This is a genomic window from Clostridioides sp. ES-S-0006-03 (genome assembly GCF_020662275.1).
Lineage (GTDB): Bacteria > Bacillota > Clostridia > Peptostreptococcales > Peptostreptococcaceae > Clostridioides.
This window is the reverse complement of record NZ_JADGMM010000015.1, coordinates 55,334-78,551: the sequence shown is the minus strand read 5'-3', so window position 1 is coordinate 78,551 and position 23,218 is coordinate 55,334. Positions and strand designations below refer to the sequence as shown.

The 23,218-nt window shown below is 28.7% G+C and carries 20 protein-coding genes and 1 other annotated feature; all 20 genes read left to right on the top strand.

The features are described from left to right. The first annotated feature begins 107 nt into the window (after nucleotides 1-107). Nucleotides 108-1,244, top strand: a complete 1,137-nt coding sequence (locus IR151_RS16945; RefSeq protein WP_227436734.1) for an ABC transporter ATP-binding protein — start codon at nucleotides 108-110, stop codon at nucleotides 1,242-1,244. Next, nucleotides 1,237-2,784: a glycine betaine ABC transporter substrate-binding protein gene (locus IR151_RS16940; RefSeq protein WP_227436732.1), complete on the top strand. Its 1,548-nt coding sequence runs from the start codon at nucleotides 1,237-1,239 to the stop codon at nucleotides 2,782-2,784. Before IR151_RS16945 ends, IR151_RS16940 begins: the two co-directional genes overlap by 8 nt. A 253-nt stretch (nucleotides 2,785-3,037) precedes the next feature. Beyond that, nucleotides 3,038-3,904 (top strand): cation diffusion facilitator family transporter, encoded by an 867-nt coding sequence (locus IR151_RS16935; protein ID WP_227436730.1) that lies wholly within the window; start codon nucleotides 3,038-3,040, stop codon nucleotides 3,902-3,904. 139 nt (nucleotides 3,905-4,043) lie between these two features. Further along, entirely contained in the window at nucleotides 4,044-5,186 is a 1,143-nt protein-coding gene (locus IR151_RS16930) for an aldo/keto reductase (protein WP_227436728.1), read from the top strand. Nucleotides 5,187-5,582: 396 nt separating this feature from the next. Further along, on the top strand, nucleotides 5,583-6,806 hold the full coding sequence (locus IR151_RS16925; RefSeq protein WP_227436727.1) for a DUF6080 domain-containing protein: 1,224 nt from the start codon (nucleotides 5,583-5,585) through the stop codon (nucleotides 6,804-6,806). Between the two features lie 28 nt (nucleotides 6,807-6,834). After that, on the top strand, nucleotides 6,835-7,722 hold the full coding sequence (locus IR151_RS16920) for a decaprenyl-phosphate phosphoribosyltransferase (protein WP_227436724.1): 888 nt from the start codon (nucleotides 6,835-6,837) through the stop codon (nucleotides 7,720-7,722). A 21-nt stretch (nucleotides 7,723-7,743) separates the two neighbouring features. Continuing rightward, on the top strand, nucleotides 7,744-8,373 hold the full coding sequence (locus tag IR151_RS16915) for an HAD family hydrolase (protein ID WP_227436722.1): 630 nt from the start codon (nucleotides 7,744-7,746) through the stop codon (nucleotides 8,371-8,373). A 31-nt stretch (nucleotides 8,374-8,404) separates the two neighbouring features. Further along, entirely contained in the window at nucleotides 8,405-8,842 is a 438-nt protein-coding gene (locus tag IR151_RS16910; protein ID WP_227436720.1) for a COG2426 family protein, read from the top strand. Between the two features lie 242 nt (nucleotides 8,843-9,084). Next, nucleotides 9,085-10,452 (top strand): MATE family efflux transporter, encoded by a 1,368-nt coding sequence (locus tag IR151_RS16905; protein WP_227436718.1) that lies wholly within the window; start codon nucleotides 9,085-9,087, stop codon nucleotides 10,450-10,452. A gap of 212 nt (nucleotides 10,453-10,664) precedes the next feature. Then, on the top strand, nucleotides 10,665-11,930 hold the full coding sequence (locus IR151_RS16900) for a 30S ribosomal protein S1 (RefSeq protein WP_227436716.1): 1,266 nt from the start codon (nucleotides 10,665-10,667) through the stop codon (nucleotides 11,928-11,930). 118 nt (nucleotides 11,931-12,048) lie between these two features. Further along, nucleotides 12,049-12,768, top strand: a complete 720-nt coding sequence (locus tag IR151_RS16895) for a phosphatase (protein WP_227436715.1) — start codon at nucleotides 12,049-12,051, stop codon at nucleotides 12,766-12,768. A 20-nt stretch (nucleotides 12,769-12,788) separates the two neighbouring features. After that, nucleotides 12,789-13,235: a hypothetical protein gene (locus tag IR151_RS16890; protein ID WP_227436713.1), complete on the top strand. Its 447-nt coding sequence runs from the start codon at nucleotides 12,789-12,791 to the stop codon at nucleotides 13,233-13,235. 156 nt (nucleotides 13,236-13,391) lie between these two features. Beyond that, nucleotides 13,392-13,636: a binding site (T-box leader), on the top strand. Nucleotides 13,637-13,765: 129 nt separating this feature from the next. Continuing rightward, entirely contained in the window at nucleotides 13,766-15,508 is a 1,743-nt protein-coding gene (leuA, locus tag IR151_RS16885) for a 2-isopropylmalate synthase (RefSeq protein WP_227436712.1), read from the top strand. Further along, the gene (leuC, locus tag IR151_RS16880) at nucleotides 15,465-16,742 is read left to right on the top strand and encodes a 3-isopropylmalate dehydratase large subunit (RefSeq protein WP_227436709.1); all 1,278 of its coding nucleotides are present in this window, start codon (nucleotides 15,465-15,467) and stop codon (nucleotides 16,740-16,742) included. Before leuA ends, leuC begins: the two co-directional genes overlap by 44 nt. 14 nt (nucleotides 16,743-16,756) lie before the next feature. Continuing rightward, nucleotides 16,757-17,248, top strand: coding sequence for a 3-isopropylmalate dehydratase small subunit (gene leuD, locus IR151_RS16875; RefSeq protein WP_227436706.1), 492 nt, complete (start codon nucleotides 16,757-16,759; stop codon nucleotides 17,246-17,248). Between the two features lie 6 nt (nucleotides 17,249-17,254). After that, entirely contained in the window at nucleotides 17,255-18,325 is a 1,071-nt protein-coding gene (gene leuB, locus IR151_RS16870) for a 3-isopropylmalate dehydrogenase (protein WP_227436704.1), read from the top strand. Between the two features lie 307 nt (nucleotides 18,326-18,632). After that, nucleotides 18,633-19,148: a PaaI family thioesterase gene (locus IR151_RS16865; protein WP_227436702.1), complete on the top strand. Its 516-nt coding sequence runs from the start codon at nucleotides 18,633-18,635 to the stop codon at nucleotides 19,146-19,148. Between the two features lie 355 nt (nucleotides 19,149-19,503). Beyond that, nucleotides 19,504-20,580, top strand: a complete 1,077-nt coding sequence (locus IR151_RS16860; RefSeq protein WP_227436700.1) for a pyridoxal-phosphate-dependent aminotransferase family protein — start codon at nucleotides 19,504-19,506, stop codon at nucleotides 20,578-20,580. Between the two features lie 240 nt (nucleotides 20,581-20,820). Continuing rightward, nucleotides 20,821-21,762, top strand: a complete 942-nt coding sequence (locus tag IR151_RS16855) for a D-2-hydroxyacid dehydrogenase (RefSeq protein WP_227436698.1) — start codon at nucleotides 20,821-20,823, stop codon at nucleotides 21,760-21,762. Between the two features lie 31 nt (nucleotides 21,763-21,793). Then, on the top strand, nucleotides 21,794-23,044 hold the full coding sequence (locus IR151_RS16850; RefSeq protein WP_227436697.1) for a DUF1015 domain-containing protein: 1,251 nt from the start codon (nucleotides 21,794-21,796) through the stop codon (nucleotides 23,042-23,044). The last annotated feature ends 174 nt before the right edge of the window (nucleotides 23,045-23,218 follow it).

Genomic DNA, 23,218 nt, shown 5'->3' with positions numbered 1-23,218 from the left:
ACCCAAAAGTCGTACTTTGTTTACATAAAGGGGATATTGTGATATAATTATAAAAACAACTTATTGCGTTGGCAAGGGTTGCTTGTCGAAAGAGGGGATGATAAATTATGATAGAGATAAGAAACGTAACCAAGAAAATGGGAAATAATGTAATATTAGATGATATTTCTCTAGCTGTCGAAACAGGCACATTGGTAGTTTTAATTGGCTCAAGTGGTTGTGGGAAAACTACTACTTTGAAGCTTATAAACAAATTAATAAAACCTACATCTGGTGAAATATATATTAATGGTAAACCAATTTCTCAAGAAAATGAAATAGAACTTAGAAGGAAAATAGGATATGTTATACAGAACACAGGTCTATTTCCTCATCTTACAATAAAAGAGAATATAGAGTTAATTCCACGTTTAAAAAAGGAAAAGTCAGTTGAAGAAATTGAGGCAAGAACTTTACAATTACTTGAAATGGTAGGTCTTGATAGTGATGATTTTTTAAATAAGTATCCTTCAGAGCTTAGTGGGGGTCAACAGCAAAGAATTGGTGTTGCAAGAGCCATTGCAACTGATGCTGAAATAATATTAATGGATGAGCCTTTTAGTGCTTTAGACCCAATAACAAGAACATCTTTACAAGAACAATTATTTTCTCTTCAAGATGAACTGAAAAAAACTATAATATTTGTAACTCATGATATGGATGAAGCTTTAAAGATAGCTGATAAGATTTGTATTATGAAAGATGGAAGAATAGCGCAGTATGATACTCCAGAGAACATACTTAGAAATCCAGCAAATGATTTTGTAAAAGACTTTATTGGAGAAGATAGAGTTTGGGATAATCCAGAATATATAAAAGCAAAAGATATTATGATAAAAAATCCTATTGCTGTTAATTCAACAAGAACTGTAACTCAAGGTATAGAAATTATGAGAACGAGTAAGGTTGATAGTTTACTAATCATAGATAGAGCTAGAACACTAAAAGGTATTGTCACTGTAAAAGATATGAAAGACCGTCATGATAAATCGACATTGCTTGGTGATATTATGTCAAGAGAGCCTTTGCATGTAAATGAAGGTGATAATTTAGTAGAAATACTAAATATAATGAACTGTAATTCAGTTGGATATATTCCAGTTGTTTCAAGTGAAAATAAATTAGTAGGACTGATTACTAGAAGTAGTTTACTTTCTGTTTTAAGTGAGCAATTCCTAGAGATGGAGGTGAGTGTCCTTGGATAATTTTTTTAATTTTATACTATTGCAAAAAGATAAGATTATAGAGCTTTTGATACAACATATGAGCTTAACTGTTACATCTATTTTGATAGCTATACTAGTGGGTGTTCCTCTAGGAATAATTATTTCAAGAATACCATCTCTTAGAAAAATTGTGCTTGGATTTGTAAACTTAGTTCAAGCAGTTCCATCAATGGCACTTTTGGGTCTTCTTGTACCAGTACTTGGTATAGGAAGCAAACCAGCAATATTTATGGTAGTAGTATATTCATTATTACCAATTGTAAAGAACACGTATATAGGTATAACAAGTATTGACCCAGTAGTATTAGAATCGGCTAAAGGTATTGGTCTTACAAGAAACCAAACTTTATTTAAAATACAGTTTCCTTTAGCTTTGCCTATAATAATGGGTGGGGTTAGAATTTCTGCTGTTACAGCGGTTGGTCTTATGACTCTTGCAGCATTTATAGGTGCTGGTGGTCTGGGATATTTAGTATTTTCAGGTGTACAAACTGTAAATAACAATATGATTTTAGCAGGAGCAATTCCATCATGTATAATTGCATTGCTAGTTGATTATTTATTTAGTAAGATTGAAGTTGCAGTTACTCCAAAAGGCTTAAATCCAAAGGCTCCAAAGAAAAATTATATAGGGCTTAAAGTAGTATCTGCTATAATAATTATTGCAATGTTATTTGTTACTTTTGGTTCAAGTTTTTCAAGCAAAAAAGAGACAATAACTATAGGTTCAAAAGATTATACAGAACAACTTATTCTTGGTAATGTTTATGCTGAATTGATAGAGAAAAATACAGACCTTAATGTTAAAAAGAATTTAAATCTAGGTGGTTCATCTGTTGCATTTAATGCTATTAAATCTGGTGAACTTGATATGTATGTAGATTATACAGGTACACTTTTAGTAAATGTAATGAAGCATGCTCCAATTAAAGATGCTGATGAAGCATATAAGGTTGTTAAAGATACTATGGAAAAAGAGAATCAATTAACTTTACTTGACCCTATTGGATTTAACAATACTTATACATTAGCCATGATGCCTAAAACTGCTGAGAAATATGGAATAAACACTATTTCTGATTTAACTAAATATAGTAGTGACTTTACTTTCTCACCAACTTTAGAATTTGAAAATAGAGAAGATGGTTTTGTAGGTATTTCTAGAGATTATGGTCTAAAATTCAAAGATGTAAAAGCTATGAATGGAAGTTTAAGATATACAGCTTTAGATAATAATGAATCTCAAGTTGTAGATGCGTTTTTAACTGATGGTCTTATTAAGAAGTTTAATCTTAAGATATTAGAAGATGACAAAAACTTCTTTGTTCCATATTATGCGGCTCCATTAGTGAGACAAGATACTCTTAAGAAATATCCTGAGTTAGAAAAAGTGATGAATATGCTTTCAGGAAAAATAAATGAAGAAACTATGAGAGAACTTAACTATCAAGTTGATGAGCTTGGAAAATCACCAGAAGAGGTTGCTCATTCATTCTTAGTTAAAGAAGGTTTAGTATAGAAAATTAATAGTTTATATTATGAACTTAAGTTATAGATAGTATTTTAAATACTATTTATAACTTATTTTTTTGTATACAAAACCTATATTATGATTTTTAATTCATAATTAATTTTTAAATTGAATGAACAAGTACAACCAACTTTGAATATAAATATAGTAAGTGTGCATATATACAATTTGCTTTATCTAGTCAATTGATATTGATACATAGTCTTTTTTCGATTAAGTCGAAGGGAGGAGGTATACAGTTATGGATAATTATAAAAAAGTGAAGCAAGTGTTATGGATAATTTTATTTGCCAATTTTGCTGTAGCATTATTAAAAATAATTATTGGTAATAAAATTAAAAGTTATAGTATGACAGCAGATGGGTTTCATTCTCTGTCAGATGGAGCATCTAATATAGTAGGATTAATAGGTATTTTTTTTGCATCTAAACCAAAAGATAAAGATCATCCTTATGGGCATAAAAAATTTGAAATTATAACCAGTTTATTTATTAGTGGTATGCTATTTGTTATAGCAGTTAAGATAATTCTTAGTTCTATATCAAGACTGGCAAACCCAGTTACACCTTCTATAACTATAGAAAGTTTAATTGCTCTAGTCATTACTCTTTTTATAAATATTTTTGTCTGTATATATGAGTATAGAGTTGGAACTAAACTGAATAGTTATGTCTTAATTTCAGACTCATTGCATACAAGAAGTGATATATTTGTGTCTTTAGGAGTATTGGTTACTTTAGTTGGTGTTAAGTTAGGATTTCCAGTAATAATAGAATCTGTAGTTCCTATTATTATTTCTGGGTTTATAATTTATTCAGCTTATGGAATATTTAAACCGTCTATTGGAATTTTAGTTGATAGAGTAGCTGTAGATGAAGAGTATATAAGGGAAATTGTATTTGAATTTAATGAAGTGAGAGATGTTCATAATATTAGAAGTAGAGGTAGTAAGAGTGTTATTTATATTGATATGCATGTAATGGTAGACCCATTTATAAGTGTAGAGCAATCACATGACTTAACACATAAAATTGAGAAACAAATACAAGAAGAAATTAATGAAAATGCTCAGGTAATAGTGCATATTGAACCTTTTTATAGCTTTTAATTTGATTATAAAGACATAAGTATAAAAATTTATAATTCATAAAAAAAATATTATACCATAAATATTTTCAGAAAATATTTATGGTATAATATTTTTTATAGAGAAATTAAGTCTTAATATACCTAAGGAGGAATTTATTATGAGATACGTTGAATATGGAAAGACTGGGAAAATGGTTTCGGTAGTTGGATATGGAGGATTAAGATTTGATTTAGAAAAAAATGACCAAGAAAATGCAGATTTAATTAAATATGCATATGAAAAGGGCATTAATTATTTTGATACAGCACCAGGGTATTGTGATGACAGAAGCGAAGATATATTTGGACTAGCCTTTAGACAAATGATAAAAGAAGGTAAAACAGACTTTTACGTATCTACAAAAGGAAAGCCAAAAGTATACGACACAGCAGAAAAAGCAATAGATGCTGTGAAAAAGTCAATAGAAAGATTGGGCGTATCTAAAATAAATTTCTATCATATATGGAATATTAGAAAGATGGAACATTATGAATTTGCAATGAGACCTGGAGGTCAGTATGAGGGTCTATTAAAATGTAAAGAAGAAGGATTGATAGACCACATAGTATTTTCATCTCATCAGCCAGGAGATGAAGTCATAAAGGTTCTTGATGAAAATAAGTTTGAAGGTGTTACTATGGGAATTAATATACTAAACTTTCCATATAGATTAAAAGGTGCTAAACATGCTATTGAAAATGGATATGGTGTTGTAGCTATGAATCCATTAAGTGGTGGAACTATTCCAAAGTACAATGAAGAGCTTTCTTTTCTAGCAAGAGAAGGTGAAAGTACTATAGAATCAGCCTTAAGATTTAACATAGGAATTCCACAAATAAATATATCGTTAATAGGAGTTAATAAAAAGCAGGATATAGATGATGCTTGTAAAATTGCAGATGAGCATAAAATATATTCAGATGAAGATATACATGATATTGAAACTAGATTAAGTAAAAATATGAATGAAATATGTACAGGTTGTGGATATTGTAAAGTATGTCCAAAAGATATAAACACTCCAGCATATATGCTTTTTTATAATGAAAAACAGATGTTTAAAAAGAGTGATGAAGAAATGACAAAATCGGTCTATGGGCTAGCACATTGGAATTATACAATGAATAGTAAAGCAAAAGCTAAAGAATGTATAGCTTGCGGAAAATGTGAAATTGAGTGTACTCAACATTTACCGATAATTGACAGATTAAGAGAAATTAAGCAATGGGAAGAACATGGAGTTAATAATGTCACAGTATAGTCAGTTTATATTGTACTTAAAATTTGTATAGTATTTAATAAGGTTTAATATATAAGGAGACAAATTATGATTTTGTCTCCTTATATATTATGCTTTAATTTATTATGGGTAAATTTTATCTATACTAACTGACAGTATCTATTTTCACATTGAATTATTCCAATATTTTACAATAAAATTACTTGTAAACTCTAATTTTATAAGCTTTCAATATATATTACACAAATAATTTTTATTTAATTATAGCTTTTAATAAAGTAAATATTGTGGTTGTAAATAAGGAATTATTCAATTACAATAAAACAAGTAAGGATATTATAAAAGTGATTATTATAATTAAAAGAATAAATTGTAGGTAGTAACAAATCCTATATAATGAATGGAGGGTGATATATATTGAAAAATAATATATTTAAATATAAAAATGAGATGTTTTTATTTATATTAGTCATAATAACTTATTTAATAATAACAATAGCATTCTTTTCTAAAACTACAATATTTTATGATTTGAACAACACTTATGATGTGTTATTAGATACAGATACAGGTGTACTATTCAATTTAAATGTATTTGCTATAAATCAAGACAATAGTAAGCACGTATTATTTTCAGCTATTATATCAATTTTTGCATATCCAATATATTTACTATGTACTTCGATAGCAAATCCAGGGACAACCGATTTTAATACTGCTTATGGATTTGGATTGATTTGTCTACAAATAGTAACTAGTGCTATATCTATAACTTTAGTTTTTAATCATATTAAAAAAATAAAAATGCAGAGGTTAACCTTAATTTTACTTACTATGATAATGATATTTTCTTTTCCACAACTATTTATGACCTTAAATGTAGAAAGATTTATATATAGTCAGTTTACATTAATATTTTTTATATTTATTGCAAATAAAATGAACGGAAAAAACTCTTATTTAGTAGAATTAGCAGCTATACCATTATTTGGAATAACTATTAGTAATATATATTTGTATTTGCTCAACATAATATTTGAATTTAAATTAAAAATAGGAAAAATATTAAAGCATTTAATTACATTTATTTTAATGGCATATATTTGTGTAGTTTCAACAAAATCTTATGAAAGTTTTATGAATCTTGGAAATGTAATACAATATGATACAAAGTTTATAAGTGGAGAGCCTATTTTAGAAAAAGTTGCAATGATTATAGAAAGATTATTGTATTCAGTTTTTTATTTTCCTGGAGCAGAGATTAAAAAAGGACTATTTTTACAAAATGGAGAAGTTGCAACGATACCAGTTATCCTTACTTTATTAGCATTTTGTTTTTGTGTTTTAGCTGTTATTGAGAACTCAGAAAAAAGAGTTCCTAAATTGTGTATGGGAATAATTTTATTTAATTTAGTTTTACATGGTATAATAGGGTACAATCTGACTAATTCAAGTATAATGACTATAAATTTTAGTTTTGCTGTTATAGTTTTGTTAGCTTACTTTACTAAAGCACTTAGAAAAAATGAAAAAAGTATGTACAATATATTTTTATCATTGTTGCTAGTCACTATAATAATTAGTAATATAAATGGATTTATAGAAATTTTAAATATTGGGATAAAATCATATCCTGTTTAAAAAATAATGTTGAAAGGGTAGTAAGTTTATGAAACAGACAAATACAATAATTAATCTTCTTACTAAAATTTCAGATTATATAAGATTAATGAGAATAAAGCAGTATATAAAGAATTTATTTATATTTGCTGCTATAATATTTTCAAACAATATACTAAATATAAGTCTATTGTTAAATACATTTATAGCTTTTGTGTGTTTTTGTTTGATATCATCATCAGCATATGCATTAAATGATGCTATAGATATGGATAAAGATAAAAGACATCCTAAAAAACGTAATAGACCAGTAGCAAGTGGAAGAATAAGTAAAAGAAGTGCGAATATATTATTTGTTATTTTAGCTTTAATTTCAATTTGCTTGTCAACGGTTATTAATTTTAAATTAACTATAATTCTCATTTTATATTTGATAAATAATATATTATATTCTCTTAAGTTAAAGAATATAATTCTATTAGATGTGTTTTCTATATCTCTTGGTTTTATACTTAGAGTTTATGCAGGATGTGTAGCTATAGATGTTAGATTATCAAACTGGATAATATTATGTACATTTTTTTTATCTCTGTATTTAGCTCTTGGAAAGCGCAAAAAAGAAATCATAATTTTAAAAGATAATGCGGTTGAGCATAGAAAAATACTAGAAGATTATGATATAGAAAATTTAAATCAAATGATGATAGTTATACTAAGTTCTACAATTGTATGCTATGCATTATATTCTACAAGTAATCCAGAAAAACCAGATATGATATTTACAACAATATTTGTAGTTTATGGTGTACTTAGATATAATTATATAATTAACAAAACAAATGAAGGAAATCCTACTGACATTATACTAAAAGATAATGCTTTAAAAATAAACGTAATCTTATGGGTAATTACATGTTTAATAATATTAATTTTTTAGTGATAGGATGGGAAAATACTTATGAAAAAAAGTGTATTATTGCTCGATATAGATTATACTGTTATAAATACTGATAGTATGGTAGACTTTTTTATTTATTCTTTAAAAAATAAAACACTTAAGACTATTATAAAATTGCCATACATAATTTTTACTCTAATGATGTATTTGGTTAAAATAGTACCTTTGAAAAAAGCAAAAGAGGCAATCTTTTATCCAATAGTAGATTTTAGCGAAGACGAGTTAAAAGATTTTTTTGATAGTTGTATAATGAAAAAAATTAATGAGTCTATAAAAAAAGTAATTTATAAAAACAAAGAAGAGCATAATGTTGTAATTATGATAACTGCATCTCCATATGCATATATGAAGTACTTTAAGTATTATGATTTCGCAGATGAGGTTATAGGCACTGAGCTATTTTGTGAAAATTCAAGATACAAAAACCAATTCATTGGCGAAAACTGCAAGGGAATTGAAAAAATACAGAGAATAAATACTGTATTAGATAAACTTGGAATTGAGATTGATTATGAAAATTCATATGCATATTCAGACTCTAAAAGTGATTTACCTATGCTTTCCTTAGCTAAAAATGCATTTTTGGTTAATAAGAAAAATGGTGAGGTTATAGAACAAATAAATTCATAGCTTTATATCACTTAGAATAGGAGGGGATAGTTTGGGATATTTGCACATATTAATTTTGTCTATGGTTCCTGTAACAGAGTTAAGAGGAGCCATTCCTATAGGTATTGCAATGGGCTTAAATCCTATATGGGTTTATGTATTTAGTGTGATTGGTTCTACATTAGTATCAATTCCTTTGATATTGACATTTAGACATATATTGCAATTTTTGAAAGGTAAAAAGTTATTTAAGGGACTTGCTAACACAATTGATAAAAAAATAAATTCAAGAATGAAGAAATTAAAAAGCGTTTCAATAATAGGTATAATACTATTTGTAGGCATACCACTTCCAACAACAGGAACATGGACTGCGTCTGCGATAGCCTCAATACTAAAAATGAGAATAAAAGATGCTTTTATAGGAGTATTTTTAGGAAATTTATTGTCTGGAGTCATAGTGTCAGCCCTTTCTCTACATATAATATAAAACTATCCAAATATACTATTGGATAGTTTTTTTATGAAAATATGTGAAAAATATTTTTTATTTAGACAAAATATTTAAATTCATTTGGTCTTAAAATGTTTACTATCATAAAAGAAATATAGTATAGTAGTATTTATGAGGAAATTAATTTAAACTTGCCTATCAATAAAATAAAGTTTTTATATAAAATGTATTTTTAATAGTAATAGATTTAAACATTAAATTATTAAGGAGGTTTTAAGATGGAAAATTCAAATACTGATTTAGGTCGTGAGAATGTAGGCAAATTGCTTTTTAAATTGGCTACACCAGCTATTATTGCACAAATTGTGAATGTTTTGTACAACATAGTAGATAGAATCTTTATTGGTAGAATGGAAAGTGGCGAAGTTGCTATGGCAGGTGTTGGAGTAGCATTTCCTATAATAATTATAATAACTTCATGTAGTTATTTAATTGGTATGGGGGGAGGACCTTTAGCTGCTATAAAAATGGGGGAACAAGATAATGATGGGGCAGAGAAAATAATGAGTAATAGTTTTTCTGTATTAGTTATTTTGGCGATACTATTGACTATAGGTTTTCAGATTGGAAAAGAACCCTTACTTTGGCTATTTGGAGCAAGCGAATCTACAATTGGATATTCAATGGATTATTTGAATATTTATTTAATAGGGACAGTATTTGTTCAAATTTCACTAGGTATGAATACCTTTATAAATACTCAAGGATTTGCGACAACTGGTATGATTACGGTTGCTATAGGAGCTTTGATAAACATAATACTAGACCCAATTTTTATATTTGGATTTGGTATGGGGGTAAAAGGAGCTGCATTAGCCACTATAATTGCACAAGGAGTTTCTGCTATTTGGGTATTGGTATTTCTATTTGGAAAGAAAAGTATACTTAAGATAAAAAAGAAATACATGATGCCTAAAGCAAGTATTATTTTGCCAGTATTAGGTCTGGGAATTTCTCCATTTATAATGCAATCTACAGAAAGTTTAGTGCTTATAGCCCTAAATAGCAAATTACAGATGTATGGAGGAGATTTAGCAGTAGGTTCAATGGCAATAATGAGTAGTATAATGCAAATTCTTATGCTTCCTAACATGGGATTTACACAAGGGGCACAACCAATAATAAGTTACAATTATGGTTCAGGACAGATTGACAGAGTAAAAAAGACTTTTAAGTTATGTTTATTGTCATGTTTTACATACTCTGCAATTTTGTGGATTTTACTTATGATATTCCCTACGTTCTTTGTAAGTATATTTAACAAAAACCCACAATTACTTAGTATGACTAGTTGGAGTATAAAAATATATTTTGCTGGCTCTTTTATGTTTGGAATACAATTAGCTTGCCAGCAGACATTTTTAGCGCTTGGAAAAGCAAAAATATCTTTAATTTTAGCTCTTCTTAGAAAAGTTGTACTTTTGATACCTTTAATATTTATACTTCCAATGTTTTTTGATGAAAAACTTTTTGCTGTACTTTTAGCAGAGCCAATTGCAGATATAACAGCAGCCACTATTACAGCAATTTGTTTCTTTGTGTTTTATAAATGTTCTCTATCAAAACCTAAAGTAATAGAGGAGTAAAATATAAATAGTAGAAAGTTTTTAGGAGCATATATTATTAGTTAAAAATTAAAATTTGTATTTTAATTTAAGAAGATATTTTTTATAATTTACAAAGATACAAACTAGAATTAAAATTTAAAATTATAGTAAGAAAAATGTAAGTATTTGCAATATTAATGGTATAATATTTACAGATATGATAATCAATAAGAGGAAAGGATGTTTATATAATGGAAAATGATTTAACAATGCAAGAGCTACTTGAGCAACAAGAGCAAGTGTTCAGCAAAGTGAAAGTTGGGGAATTGATAACTGGAAAAATAACTGCAGTGAGAAATGATGAAGTACAACTAGAATTAGGTTATGGGTTTGATGGAATAATACCTATAAGTGAATTAAACATAGAAAAAAATCAATCTATAGAAGAGTTATATCATATAAATGATGAAATAACTGCTATAATAACAAAAGTATCTCAAAAAGATGGAACAATAACTTTATCTAAGTTACAATTAGATAGAAAAAATGATTTTGCTGATTTACACAAAGCTTATGATGAACATAGAATAATAACTGTAAACGTTGAAAAAAATATAGAAAAAGGTGTATTTGCTAATTACAATACATATACATTTTTTATACCAATTTCTCAGCTTGACACAAAGTTTATTACAGATACGTCTAAATTTGTTGGTCGTAACTTAGAAGTATATATAAAAGAAATGGATGCTAGAAAAAATAGATTTGTAGCATCTCATAGAGACGTATTACAAGAACGTATAAATAAAGAGAGAGAAGAAAGAAGAGTTCAAATTAAGGCAGAAAAGGAAGCCGAAAGAGCTAGAATAAAACATGAAAGAGAAGAAGAAAAAGCTCGTATTAAATTAGCTAAAGAAGAATTGTTTAATTCCCTTGAAGTTGGTCAGAAAAGAGATGGTAAAGTAACAAAGATAATGTCTTATGGTGCATTCATAGATATTGGTGGAATTGAAGGATTAGCACATATAAATAACCTATCTTGGACAAGAGTTGAAAGTGTGGAAGATGTTGTCTCTGAAGGTCAAGAAGTGGAAGTTTATGTATTAGATGTAAATCAAGAAACTAAAAAAATTGCACTAGCATTAAAAGATATAAACAATGACCCATGGGATTTAATAGCAAAAGAATTACAAGTTGATGATGTTGTTAATGCTAAAGTTCTTAGAATTATAGAAAAGGGAGCTTTTGTCCAAATCGAAGAAGGTGTAGATGCTTATTTACCAATTTCTGAATTGAGTGATACTAGAGTAGCTAAAGTTACTAATGTTGTTAATATTGGAGACGAAATTAAAGTTAAAATTCTTGATTTTAAACCAAAAACTAAGAGAATGTTAGTTTCGATAAAAGAAGCAACTAGAGAGCCAGAAGAGGATATAACAGAGTTTTTAGAAGTAGAAGAATCTCTAGGAAGTATTGGAGAATTATTTAAAGATAAATTTAAAGACTTAGAAATATAAAATAATCAAAAAGGGGGGCTGTTTTAAAACATTACTCTGTCTATTTTGACAGCTTTAGTTTTAAAATAGCCCTTCAACTATCTATAAAAATTTATATACAGTATTAGGAGGAAAATTAATGAAAAAAGCTATTATAGATGTACATTGTCATACTTTAATAAGTGGACATGCACATAGTACTTTTAAAGAAAATGTTGAAGAAGCAATTCAAAAAAATATAAAATATTTAGGCATATCAGACCATGGTCCTAATATGCCAGGAGGACCACATCCATTTTACTTCTATAATTTACATCTACTTCCACGCCAAATACAAGATTTAAAAATTCTTAGAGGTATAGAAGGAAATATCATGGATTATGATGGAAACTTAGATGTTCCAGAAGACATGCTACAACATTTAGATTATATAATTGCAAGTTTGCATAGACCTTGTATAGTTTCAGGTACAAAAGAAGAAAATACAAATGCTATTTTAAAAGTGATGGATAAACCTAGAGTAAAGATAATTGGGCATCCAGATGATAGTAGATATCCTTTAGATTATGAGTCTATAGTAAAAAAAGCAAAGGATAAAAATATTCTTTTAGAAATAAATAACTCTTCATTAAGTTCAAATTCTCATAGAACTGGAACTTGGGAAAATGCAAGTGAAATGTTACTATTATGTAAACAATATGGTGTAAGAGTTATTCTTGGTACAGATTCGCATATATGTTACTCTATAGGTGAATTTGAAAGTGCAGAGAAAGTTTTAAAATCAGTGGATTTTCCAGAAGAACTAGTAATAAATTATCATGAAGATGAAATTGTAGAGTTTTTTAATATAAATTTTTAGAATTTTAGGAGTGAGAAAATTTGAGTAAAAATAAGTTTATCTACATGAATTATTATGACAATGGTTATTTCAAAAAGGGAATGGTTATAAATATGGTTTTAGCTCTTATAATTTTGGCCACAATTTTTATATACTCAACAACATTTTTATATCTTTTATGTATAATAACAGCGGTTTTTCTTTTTAAGCAAGGTCGTGATTTTTCAAATAGATATAAGGGAAAAGTATATCTTACTCTTGATAATCATTCAATATCAATAAATAATCAATGTATTTTCAGTATAAAAGCTAGAAAAAATCAAAAATTTAACTATAAAGTAATAGAAAAAACAGAAGTAACAAAAAATATATTAAATATATGTGCTGATAATTTTAATTACAAAATTAGATTAAATGCATTGAGTTTGGAAGATGAAAAAAAATTATTGAGTACAATAGATGAAAAGATAAAAAAATTTAAGGGGTAATATCATACTATTTTCAATAGTTAGCATGATTTAGAATATTATCTGACAAAAATAAATAATAAAAAAATACAGATAATTATTTTTTTATGTTGACAATACATTTTAATGTGTATATAATAACTATTAAATCAAAATATTTAGAAAATTTAAATGATTTTAAAAGCGATGAATAGAAGTAGTAAGAATCATGAAACTTCCAGAGAGCTAAAGTATGGTGTGATTTAGCAGTTGATAATTCTGAACTTGTCTAGGAGCTGTTTCCTGAGTTGTGTAACTTAGGATAACCGTATTTCCACGTTATAGGAAAAATAGCTATTATAATAATTAGTAGTAGCTATTACTAAGGGAGCTTTTTAAAAAGCTAAATAGAGTGGTACCGCGAGCAAAACCTCGTCTCTAGTTTTACTAGAGATGGGGTTATTTTTATTCTAATGATAAATCTAACATTTGTACTTATGAATTGAAAAGGGGTAGAATTGCGTCGATATAAGGTATACTGAATACAAAAAACAGAAAAGGGGGAAAATAACATGAAATATGGAAAATATAAAAAATATAATAGAATGAAAATGGTAAATCGTAAATGGCCAGATAACGAAATAACAAAAGCTCCAGTTTGGTGTAGTGTCGATTTAAGAGATGGAAATCAATCACTGCCAACACCTATGAATGTAGAAGAAAAAGTCAGAATGTTCCGAATGCTTTTGGATACAGGGTTTAAAGAAATAGAAGTAGGCTTTCCATCAGCATCAAATACAGAGTATACATTTTTAAGAAAGCTAATAGATGAAAATATGATTCCAGATGATGTAACTATACAAGTACTTACACAATCTAGAGCTCATCTTATAGAAAAAACATTTGAATCAGTAAAAGGATGTAAGAAAGCAATAATACATTTATATAATTCTACATCTGTTCTTCAAAGAGAAGTGGTTTTTAATATGAGTAAACAAGAAATCATAGATATAGCAGTTGAGGGAGCAAGATTATTCAATGAAGAAGCAAAGAAATATCCTGAAACAGAGTTTATTTTTGAATACTCACCTGAAAGTTTCACAGGTACAGAAATGGATTATGCACTTGAGATATGTGAGGCAGTTATAGATGTGTGGAAACCAACGCCACAAAAGAAAGTTATAATAAATCTTCCATCAACAGTAGAAATGGCAACACCAAATATATATGCAGACCAAATAGAATGGTTTTGTGAAAATATAAGCTGTAGAGATTCTATTATAATGAGTTTACACACTCATAATGATAGGGGAACTTGTACAGCAGCAAGTGAACTTGGATTATTAGCTGGAGCAGATAGACTTGAAGGTACATTATTTGGAAATGGTGAAAGAACTGGTAATATGGACATAGTAAATGTGGGTCTTAATCTTTATACACAAGGAATAAACCCAGAATTAGACTTTAGTAATATTGATAAAATGATAGAAATATATGAAGATTGTACAAAACTTACAGTACATGATAGACATCCATATGCAGGAAATCTTGTACATTGTGCCTTTTCAGGTTCTCACCAGGATGCTATTAGAAAAGGTATGATAGCAATTAGCAATAGAAATGATGGTTGTTGGGAAGTTCCATATTTACCAATAGACCCTCATGATATAGGAAGAGAATACAAAGAAATCATTAGAATAAACAGCCAATCTGGAAAAGGTGGAGCTGTTTATATAATGGAAACAGATTATGGTTTCATGATACCTAAAAATATGCATGCTGATTTTGGAAATGTGGTTAAAATGGAATCTGATAGAATAGGAGCGGAACTTAGCAGTGAGTCAATATTTAACTTATTCAAGAAGGAATATATTGATGTTGAGAGTCCATATAAAGTTAAGAAATATAAGATAAAATCAATGGATGAGATAAACTATGAAAGTGATGATTCTGATGATACTAATATGATTGAGATGACTGCAAGAGTAACTTATATGGGTAATGAACAAAGGATTGTTGGAATAGGAAATGGGCCAGTAGATTCATTTAATAATGCATTAAAACAATGTGGAATGAAAGATTATAAATTTAGATATTATTGGGAACATGCATTAGAGGAAGGTTCACATTCAAGAGGTGTGGCCTATGTGGGAATAGAACATAATGATAAAGTTTATTTTGGGGTAAGCATATCAGAAAATATAAATACAGCAGCTATTAATGCTCTTATGAATGCAATAAATAAAAGTTATATTGAGGAGGAAGCAGAAAATGGGGATGACTATGACGCAGAAAATCTTAGCGAAACATGCTAATTTAAATGAGGTTAAGAAAGGACAATTGATTGAAGCAAACTTAGATATAGTTTTAGGCAATGATATAACATCACCAGTAGCTATTAGAGAATTTGAAAAGTTAGGAATTGAGGATGTTTATGATAAATCTAAAGTGGCAATAGTTTTGGACCATTTTACACCTAATAAAGATATAAAGAGTGCAGAGCAGTGTAAGTTTACAAGAAGTTTTGCAAAATCCAAAGGAGTGGTCAATTTCTTTGATGTAGGGGATATGGGAATAGAACATGTTCTTCTTCCTGAAAAAGGTATAGTAACAGCAGGAGATGTAGTCATAGGTGCCGATTCTCATACTTGCACATATGGAGCATTAGGCGCTTTTTCCACTGGCGTAGGTTCAACTGATATGGGAGCTGGCATGGCTACAGGAAAATGTTGGTTTAAGGTACCTGGTGCAATAAAATTTGTCCTAAAGAATAAGCCAAATAAATGGATAACTGGAAAAGATGTGATACTTCATATAATAGGGAAGATAGGTGTTGATGGGGCACTTTACAAATCAATGGAATTTTGTGGAGATGGAGTAAGTAATCTATCTATGGATGATAGATTTACTATTTGTAATATGGCAATAGAAGCAGGGGCTAAAAATGGAATTTTTCCAGTAGATGATAAAACTATAGAATATATAAATTCACATAAATGTACAACAACAGAAAAAGTTGTAAATGTATACGAAGCAGATGAAGATGCAATTTATGATGAAGTATATGAAATTGACTTAGCTACATTAAAAGAAACAGTAGCTTTTCCACATCTTCCTGAAAATACTAAAACAGTAGATGAGATTGATAACGATATAAAGATAGACCAAGTTGTAATAGGCTCTTGTACAAATGGAAGAATATCAGACCTTGAAGTTGCAGCTGAAATCATGAAAGGTAAAAAAGTTGCAGATGGGGTTAGAGTGATGATATTTCCTGGAACTCAAAAAGTATATCTTGAAGCAATAGAAAAAGGATATATTACTATCTTTATAGAAGCAGGAGCAGCTGTTTCTACACCAACATGTGGACCATGTCTTGGAGGTCATATGGGTATACTTGCAGCAGGAGAAAGGTCAGTTTCAACAACAAATAGGAACTTTGTAGGAAGAATGGGTCATGTTGATTCAGAAGTCTATCTTGCCAGTCCAGCTGTAGCAGCAGCATCAGCTATAACTGGAAAAATATCAAAACCATCAGAAATAATTTAAGGGAGGTAAAGTTTATGATTGCTAATGGAAGAGTTTTTAAATTTGGTGATAATATAGATACAGATGTAATAATACCAGCTAGATATTTAAATATAGCTGATTATAAGGAACTATCAACACACTGTATGGAAGATATTGATGATAAGTTTGTATCTAAAGTAAAGGCAGGAGATATTATAGTTGCAACTAAAAATTTTGGATGTGGTTCATCAAGAGAACATGCTCCAATCGTAATAAAAGAAAGTGGAGTATCCTGTGTAATTGCATCAACTTTTGCTAGAATATTTTTTAGAAATTCTATAAATATAGGGCTTCCAATACTTGAATGTGAGGAAGCAGCTAATAGCATAGAAGAAGGTGATACTATAGAAGTGGATTTTTCAACAGGTGTAATAAAAAACATAACAAAAGGAACAAAATATAAGGCTGAACCATTTCCTGAGTTTATGCAAAATATCATAACAAATGAAGGTTTAATTAACTCAATAAAGGTAAACAGGGGGTAATGGTGTATGAATTGTAAAGTAGCAGTCATAAAAGGTGATGGTGTTGGGCCAGAAATTATAAAAGAAGGTATAAAGGTCTTAAATAAAATTTGTTATAAATTTAATCATAAATTTGATTGTGAATATGTATTGGCTGGAGGATGTGCAATTGATGAAACTGGAGAACCTCTACCTGATAAAACTGTTGAAATATGTCGAAAAAACGAGGCGGTATTACTTGGAGCTGTTGGGGGTCCAAAGTGGGATAAATGTAAAGGGGATGCAAGACCAGAAGCAGGTCTTTTGAAATTGAGAGAATCCTTAGGCTTATTTGCAAATTTGAGACCAGCAACTATATATGAAAGTATAAAGGAATCTTCGCCACTTAGAGCAGATATAGTAGAAAAAGGCATTGATTTTGTTGTTGTGAGGGAGTTAACAGGGGGCATTTATTTTGGAGAACGTGGAAGAAAGATTATTGATGGTGTTGAAGAGGCTTATGATGTAGAGGTATACAATGAAAATGAAATAAGAAGAATTGGAAGAAGGGCTTTTGAAATCGCTAGAGATAGAAAGAAGAAGCTTGTCAGTATAGATAAAGCAAATGTGCTTGAAAGTTCAAGACTTTGGAGAGGTATTATGGAGAACTTAGCTAAAGAATTTGATGATGTAGAGCTATCACATATGTATGTTGATAATGCTGCTATGCAAGTTGTGAAAGACCCTAGCCAATTTGATGTAATAGTGACTAATAACATCTTTGGAGATATAATATCTGACGAAGCATCCATGGTTACAGGTTCTATAGGTATGTTACCATCTGCATCACTTCGAGAAGATAGCTTTGGAATGTATGAACCAATACATGGGAGTGCTCCTGATATAGCTGGAAAAGATATTGTAAATCCAATTGCAACTATTTTATCTGTCGCAATGATGTTAAGACATAGCTTTAATCTAGAAGATGAAGCTAAATGCATTGAAGATGCAGTACAAAATGTACTTAGAAAAGGATACAGAACTAGTGATATATATAATAGTATAGGAACTGTTGTTGGTACAAAGAAAATGGGAGAATTAATAGTAAATGAAATTTAGAATTATAGTTTAATTTATATAATACGATTTGGTCATATAATGGGGGGCATTAGTAAAAAATTTATTGTGAAATAGTTTTATATTTGGGGTAGAAGAGATATTTTATTTTTAAAGCACAACATGATTTTAGGTAATTTTAATTACATAAAATCACGTTGTGCTTTTTTATAAAATAACACTTTGGATTAAGATTTTAATGCTGAAATAGCCTATTTTTGTTTATTAGAAATTTGCAGGGATTTAATTAATATTATATAATATATTTTAGTATTATGAATATTAAGTGACTGTCAATATTAGTTAGGAGATGGAGTTTTTGGGAAAATATAAGGTTTTAAAAAAGCAAAATAGTAGTAAATCTTGTTTAGTTTGTGGAACGCAAAATGAATTAGGATTAAAAGCAGATTTTTATGAACTTGAAAATGGAGAACTTGTATCAATTTGTAATACAAAAGATTGGCATCAGAGTTATCCAGGAAGAGTTCATGGAGGTATGTCTGCTGCAATATTAGATGAGACTATTGGAAGAGCTGTAAGTATAAATGATGACCAAATATGGGGGGTTACAGTATCTTTGGAATTGAAATATAAAAAGCCAGTACCAACAGATGCTACTATAAAAGTAGTTGGAAGGATAACTAAAGAAAATAGAAAATTATTTGAAGGTACAGGAGAAATAATTTTGCCAAATGGAGAGATAGCAGTAACAGCAACTGGAAAATATATGAAGATGCCTATTGGTCAAATAGCAGAAGGTGATTTTTCTGATGAAGAATGGTTCTTTGCTGAATCAGAAGAAAAAGTTGAATATATTGAGATTTAAGTGATTACATATTTGCTATGTAAAATGATGTGTAAAAAAATATAAAATTGAAAAACATAAGATAAAAATAACTTAGCTATACTTAAAAAAAATTCTTATAATAGCATTAAATTTACACGTTAAAAAAAATAATTTATATATTTAAAAAGTGTATTTTTTTTATAGGTAAAATTCAGAAAATTCAAACTAATGATGAGGTGTAAAATGGATGATTTCACAAAATATAGAAAATAAATTATATATAAAATATAATTTTTATGTTGACATACTTAATTTAGCTTGATATTATAGATATTAAAAATAAGGACAGTAAACACACTATCCATATTACAAACTAAAAAAGGAGGGAATTATAATGAGTAAGAAATTATTTATTCCTGGTCCTATTGATGTTAGAGCAGAAGTCTTGGAAAAGATGGCTACACCAATGATAGGACATAGAGGGAAAGATGCATCTATACTTCAAAAAAGTATAAGTGAAAAAATGCAAAAACTATTCTATACCAACAACACGATACTTTTATCCACGTCGTCCGGAACTGGTTTAATGGAAGGCTCCATTCGTTCCTGTACATCCAAAAAGGCAGCAGTATTTTCCTGTGGGTCCTTTGGTGATAGATGGTACAAAATGGCAGTGGCTAATAATGTCCCAGCGGATATATTTAAAGTTGAATTAGGAGAGGCAACAACACCAGAAATGGTTGATAAGGTGCTTTCTACCGGAGAATATGATTTAATAACCGTAACTCACAATGAAACTTCAACTGGAATAAGAAATCCAATAGAAGAAATTGGAGAAGTTGTTAAAAAATATAAAGATGTGGTCTACTGTGTAGACACTGTAAGTTCAGCCGGTGGAATAAAAGTCGAGGTTGATAAGATTGGAATAGATATTTGTATAACATCATTACAAAAAGCACTGGGATTACCACCAGGAATGTCTATTTGCACATTTTCTCAAAAAGCAATCGATAGAGCTAAGCAAGTACCTTTTAGAGGAGTTTATTTTGATTTGTTAGAAATGTATGAATACTTAATCAAGAAAAACTACCAATACCCTTCAACACCATCTCTTTCTCACATGTTCGCTTTAGATTTCCAATTAGATAATATATTAGATGAAGGCCTAGATAACAGATTCAAACGACATGAAGACATGGCAAACTTAGTTAGAATCTGGGCTAAAAAACACTTCCAAATTTTTACCAATGAAAATCACTTATCCAATACACTTACTGTTATAGAAAATACTCAAGGTATTAGTGTATCAAATTTAAATTCAAAATTACAAGAACGAGGATTCCAAATAGCAAATGGCTATGGCAATTTAAAAGAAAAAACTTTTAGAATTTCACATATGGGTGACTATACTGTCGAAGATGTACAAGAATTATTAGATAATATTGATGATATATTAGGTTTTAATAAGTAATATTACAAAATTATGTGTATTTTAAGTTAAATTTAAAATATATAAAATAAAATGTGTTTTATGAAAATTACATATTAAATTTTTAACAAACATTAATGAAATTTGATATGACTTTAATAAAAAATATTTTGAAAATTATATAAATAGAAAGTGTAATTTAAATAAAGTTTTTTAGTGATGAAAATACTTTAAAAAATAAAAATTGGAAAAATTAAGTGAATATAATTGGAGGAGTTTGTTATGTATAATATATTAATTACTGATGGAATAGAGAAAGATGCAGCGAGAAAATTGAGAGAGTTAGATTTTAATGTGATAGAAGAGTTTTATGAAAAAGATGTTTTAGGAGATAAACTTAAAGATGTTGATGTGCTTGTAGTACGTTCAGCTACTAAGGTTACTAAGGATGTAATAGACAAAGCATTAGAAGGTAAAAAGTTAAAATTGATAGTAAGAGGTGGGGTAGGATTAGACAATATAGATGTTAAATATGCAGAAGCTAATGGAATAAAAGTCATGAATACTCCAAATGCAAGCAGTATATCTGTTGCAGAACTTACAATAGGTCAATTATTTGTACTTGCAAGATTCATAAATACTGCAAATGTAACTATGAGAGATGGAAAATGGGAAAAGAAAAAATACAAAGGTACAGAAATTAATGGAAAAACATTAGGACTTATAGGTTTTGGAAGAATTGCAAAAGAAGTTGCAAAGAGGGCAGAACTATTAGGAATGAATGTCATATATACTGATATAATGGGTGAAGCACAAGGCTTTAACAAATATAGATTCTGTGATATGGAAGAAGTTTTACAAAAAGCAGATTTCTTATCTTTACACATACCTTTTGATAAGAATAAGGGGGCAGTAATAACTGAAAAAGAAATAAATAAGATGAAAAATGGAGCTTATTTAATAAACTGTGCAAGAGGCGGTTTGGTGGACGAAAAAGATTTACTAAAAGCATTAGATGAGGGTAAATTATCAGCAGCAGCTATAGATGTTTATGAGCAAGAACCTACATTAAATCTAGATTTAGTAAATCACCCAAGAGTTTCTCCTACACCTCATATTGGTGCATCTACAGTAGAGGCTCAAGAAAGAATTGGAGAAGAAATTGTAAATGTGATTCAAGACTACTTTCTTGACTTCAACAATCTAATAGGGGTAGCATTATAAAATATTTTATACAATTAGGAGGAATTTAGTAATGGCAACGATTAAACCATTTAAGGCGATTAGACCAAATAAATATATAGTAGATAAAGTAGCAGCACTTCCTTACGATGTTATGAATAGTGAAGAAGCTAGAGAAATTGCAAAAGGGAATCCATATTCATTTTTGCATATAGATAAATCAGAAATTGATTTAGATGAAAATATAAATTTATATGATGAAAAAGTTTATTTAAAAGCACGAGAAAATTTGGACGAATTTCGAAAACAAGAAATTCTAGTAAAAGATGAAAAAGATTGTATATATATATACAAACAAGTTATGGATGGCAGAGCTCAAGTTGGTATAGTTGCATGTATTTCAGTTGATGAAAGCTTAGATGGAACAATAAAAAAACATGAGTACACTAGACCAGAAAAGGAAGTTGATAGAACTAATCATATAAAATACTGTGATGCTAATACGGGAACTATACTTGTAACTTACAAACATCAAAGATTAATAGATGATATGATAAATGATTTTATGGATAATCATGAGCCTTTATATGATTTTATAACAGATGACAAGATAGAGCATACAGTGTGGAAGATTGATAATGATGATATAATATGTAATTTAGTAAATGCATTTGGAAAATTAGATTATTTATATATTGCAGATGGTCATCATAGAACAGCTTCAGCAGAAAATGTAGCTAAAGAAATGAGAGCTAAAAATCCAAACTATACTGGAAAAGAAGAATTTAATTATTTTATAGCAATGATTGCACCAGATGAAAATCTAATGGTTTTAGATTATAATAGAGTTATCAAAGACTTAAATGGTTTAAATGAAGAAGAATTTATAAATAAAATAAAAGAAAATTTTGATGTAGAACAAATGAAAGGTAAAGAAAAATATAAACCTGACAAAAAAGGAACTTTCGGAATGTATCTAGGTGATAAATGGTACAAAATGAAGGCAAATAAGAATTTATTAGACATAGAAGACCCAGTTGACTCATTAGATATTTCTATACTACAAAATTATGTGATTGATGCTATTTTAGGAATTGAAAATCCTAGAGTAGATAAAAGAATTGATTTTATTGGTGGAATTAGAGGTATTGAGGAATTAGAAAGAAGAGTTAATGAAGATATGAAGGTAGCGTTTGCAATGTATCCTACTAGTATTGAGGATTTAATAAAAGTAGCAGATGCAGGCAAGATAATGCCAGCTAAGTCAACATGGTTTGAACCTAAGGTAAGATGTGGGCTATTCTTACACGAAATAAATGAATAATTAATAAAATTAAAGGCTAAAAAGTAAACTCTACTACTTTTTAGCCTTTAATTTTTAATTAAAAATAATAGTATAGTAATTTTAAATTATAAGAGATAGTTTTTCTAAAAAGCTATCTTTTTTTTGGATTTTTATATGGTAAAAATTTACATTTAACAGAAATAGAGTAATATT

Coding starts and splice junctions, on each gene's coding strand:
- IR151_RS16855 (WP_227436698.1), top strand. CDS start 20,821: ATGTATAATATATTAATTACTGATGGAATAGAGAAAGATGCAGCGAGA.
- leuA (WP_227436712.1), top strand. CDS start 13,766: ATGAAATATGGAAAATATAAAAAATATAATAGAATGAAAATGGTAAAT.
- IR151_RS16930 (WP_227436728.1), top strand. CDS start 4,044: ATGAGATACGTTGAATATGGAAAGACTGGGAAAATGGTTTCGGTAGTT.
- IR151_RS16915 (WP_227436722.1), top strand. CDS start 7,744: ATGAAAAAAAGTGTATTATTGCTCGATATAGATTATACTGTTATAAAT.
- leuC (WP_227436709.1), top strand. CDS start 15,465: ATGGGGATGACTATGACGCAGAAAATCTTAGCGAAACATGCTAATTTA.
- IR151_RS16850 (WP_227436697.1), top strand. CDS start 21,794: ATGGCAACGATTAAACCATTTAAGGCGATTAGACCAAATAAATATATA.
- IR151_RS16905 (WP_227436718.1), top strand. CDS start 9,085: ATGGAAAATTCAAATACTGATTTAGGTCGTGAGAATGTAGGCAAATTG.
- leuD (WP_227436706.1), top strand. CDS start 16,757: ATGATTGCTAATGGAAGAGTTTTTAAATTTGGTGATAATATAGATACA.
- IR151_RS16900 (WP_227436716.1), top strand. CDS start 10,665: ATGGAAAATGATTTAACAATGCAAGAGCTACTTGAGCAACAAGAGCAA.
- leuB (WP_227436704.1), top strand. CDS start 17,255: ATGAATTGTAAAGTAGCAGTCATAAAAGGTGATGGTGTTGGGCCAGAA.
- IR151_RS16945 (WP_227436734.1), top strand. CDS start 108: ATGATAGAGATAAGAAACGTAACCAAGAAAATGGGAAATAATGTAATA.
- IR151_RS16865 (WP_227436702.1), top strand. CDS start 18,633: ATGGAGTTTTTGGGAAAATATAAGGTTTTAAAAAAGCAAAATAGTAGT.
- IR151_RS16920 (WP_227436724.1), top strand. CDS start 6,835: ATGAAACAGACAAATACAATAATTAATCTTCTTACTAAAATTTCAGAT.
- IR151_RS16895 (WP_227436715.1), top strand. CDS start 12,049: ATGAAAAAAGCTATTATAGATGTACATTGTCATACTTTAATAAGTGGA.
- IR151_RS16860 (WP_227436700.1), top strand. CDS start 19,504: ATGAGTAAGAAATTATTTATTCCTGGTCCTATTGATGTTAGAGCAGAA.
- IR151_RS16935 (WP_227436730.1), top strand. CDS start 3,038: ATGGATAATTATAAAAAAGTGAAGCAAGTGTTATGGATAATTTTATTT.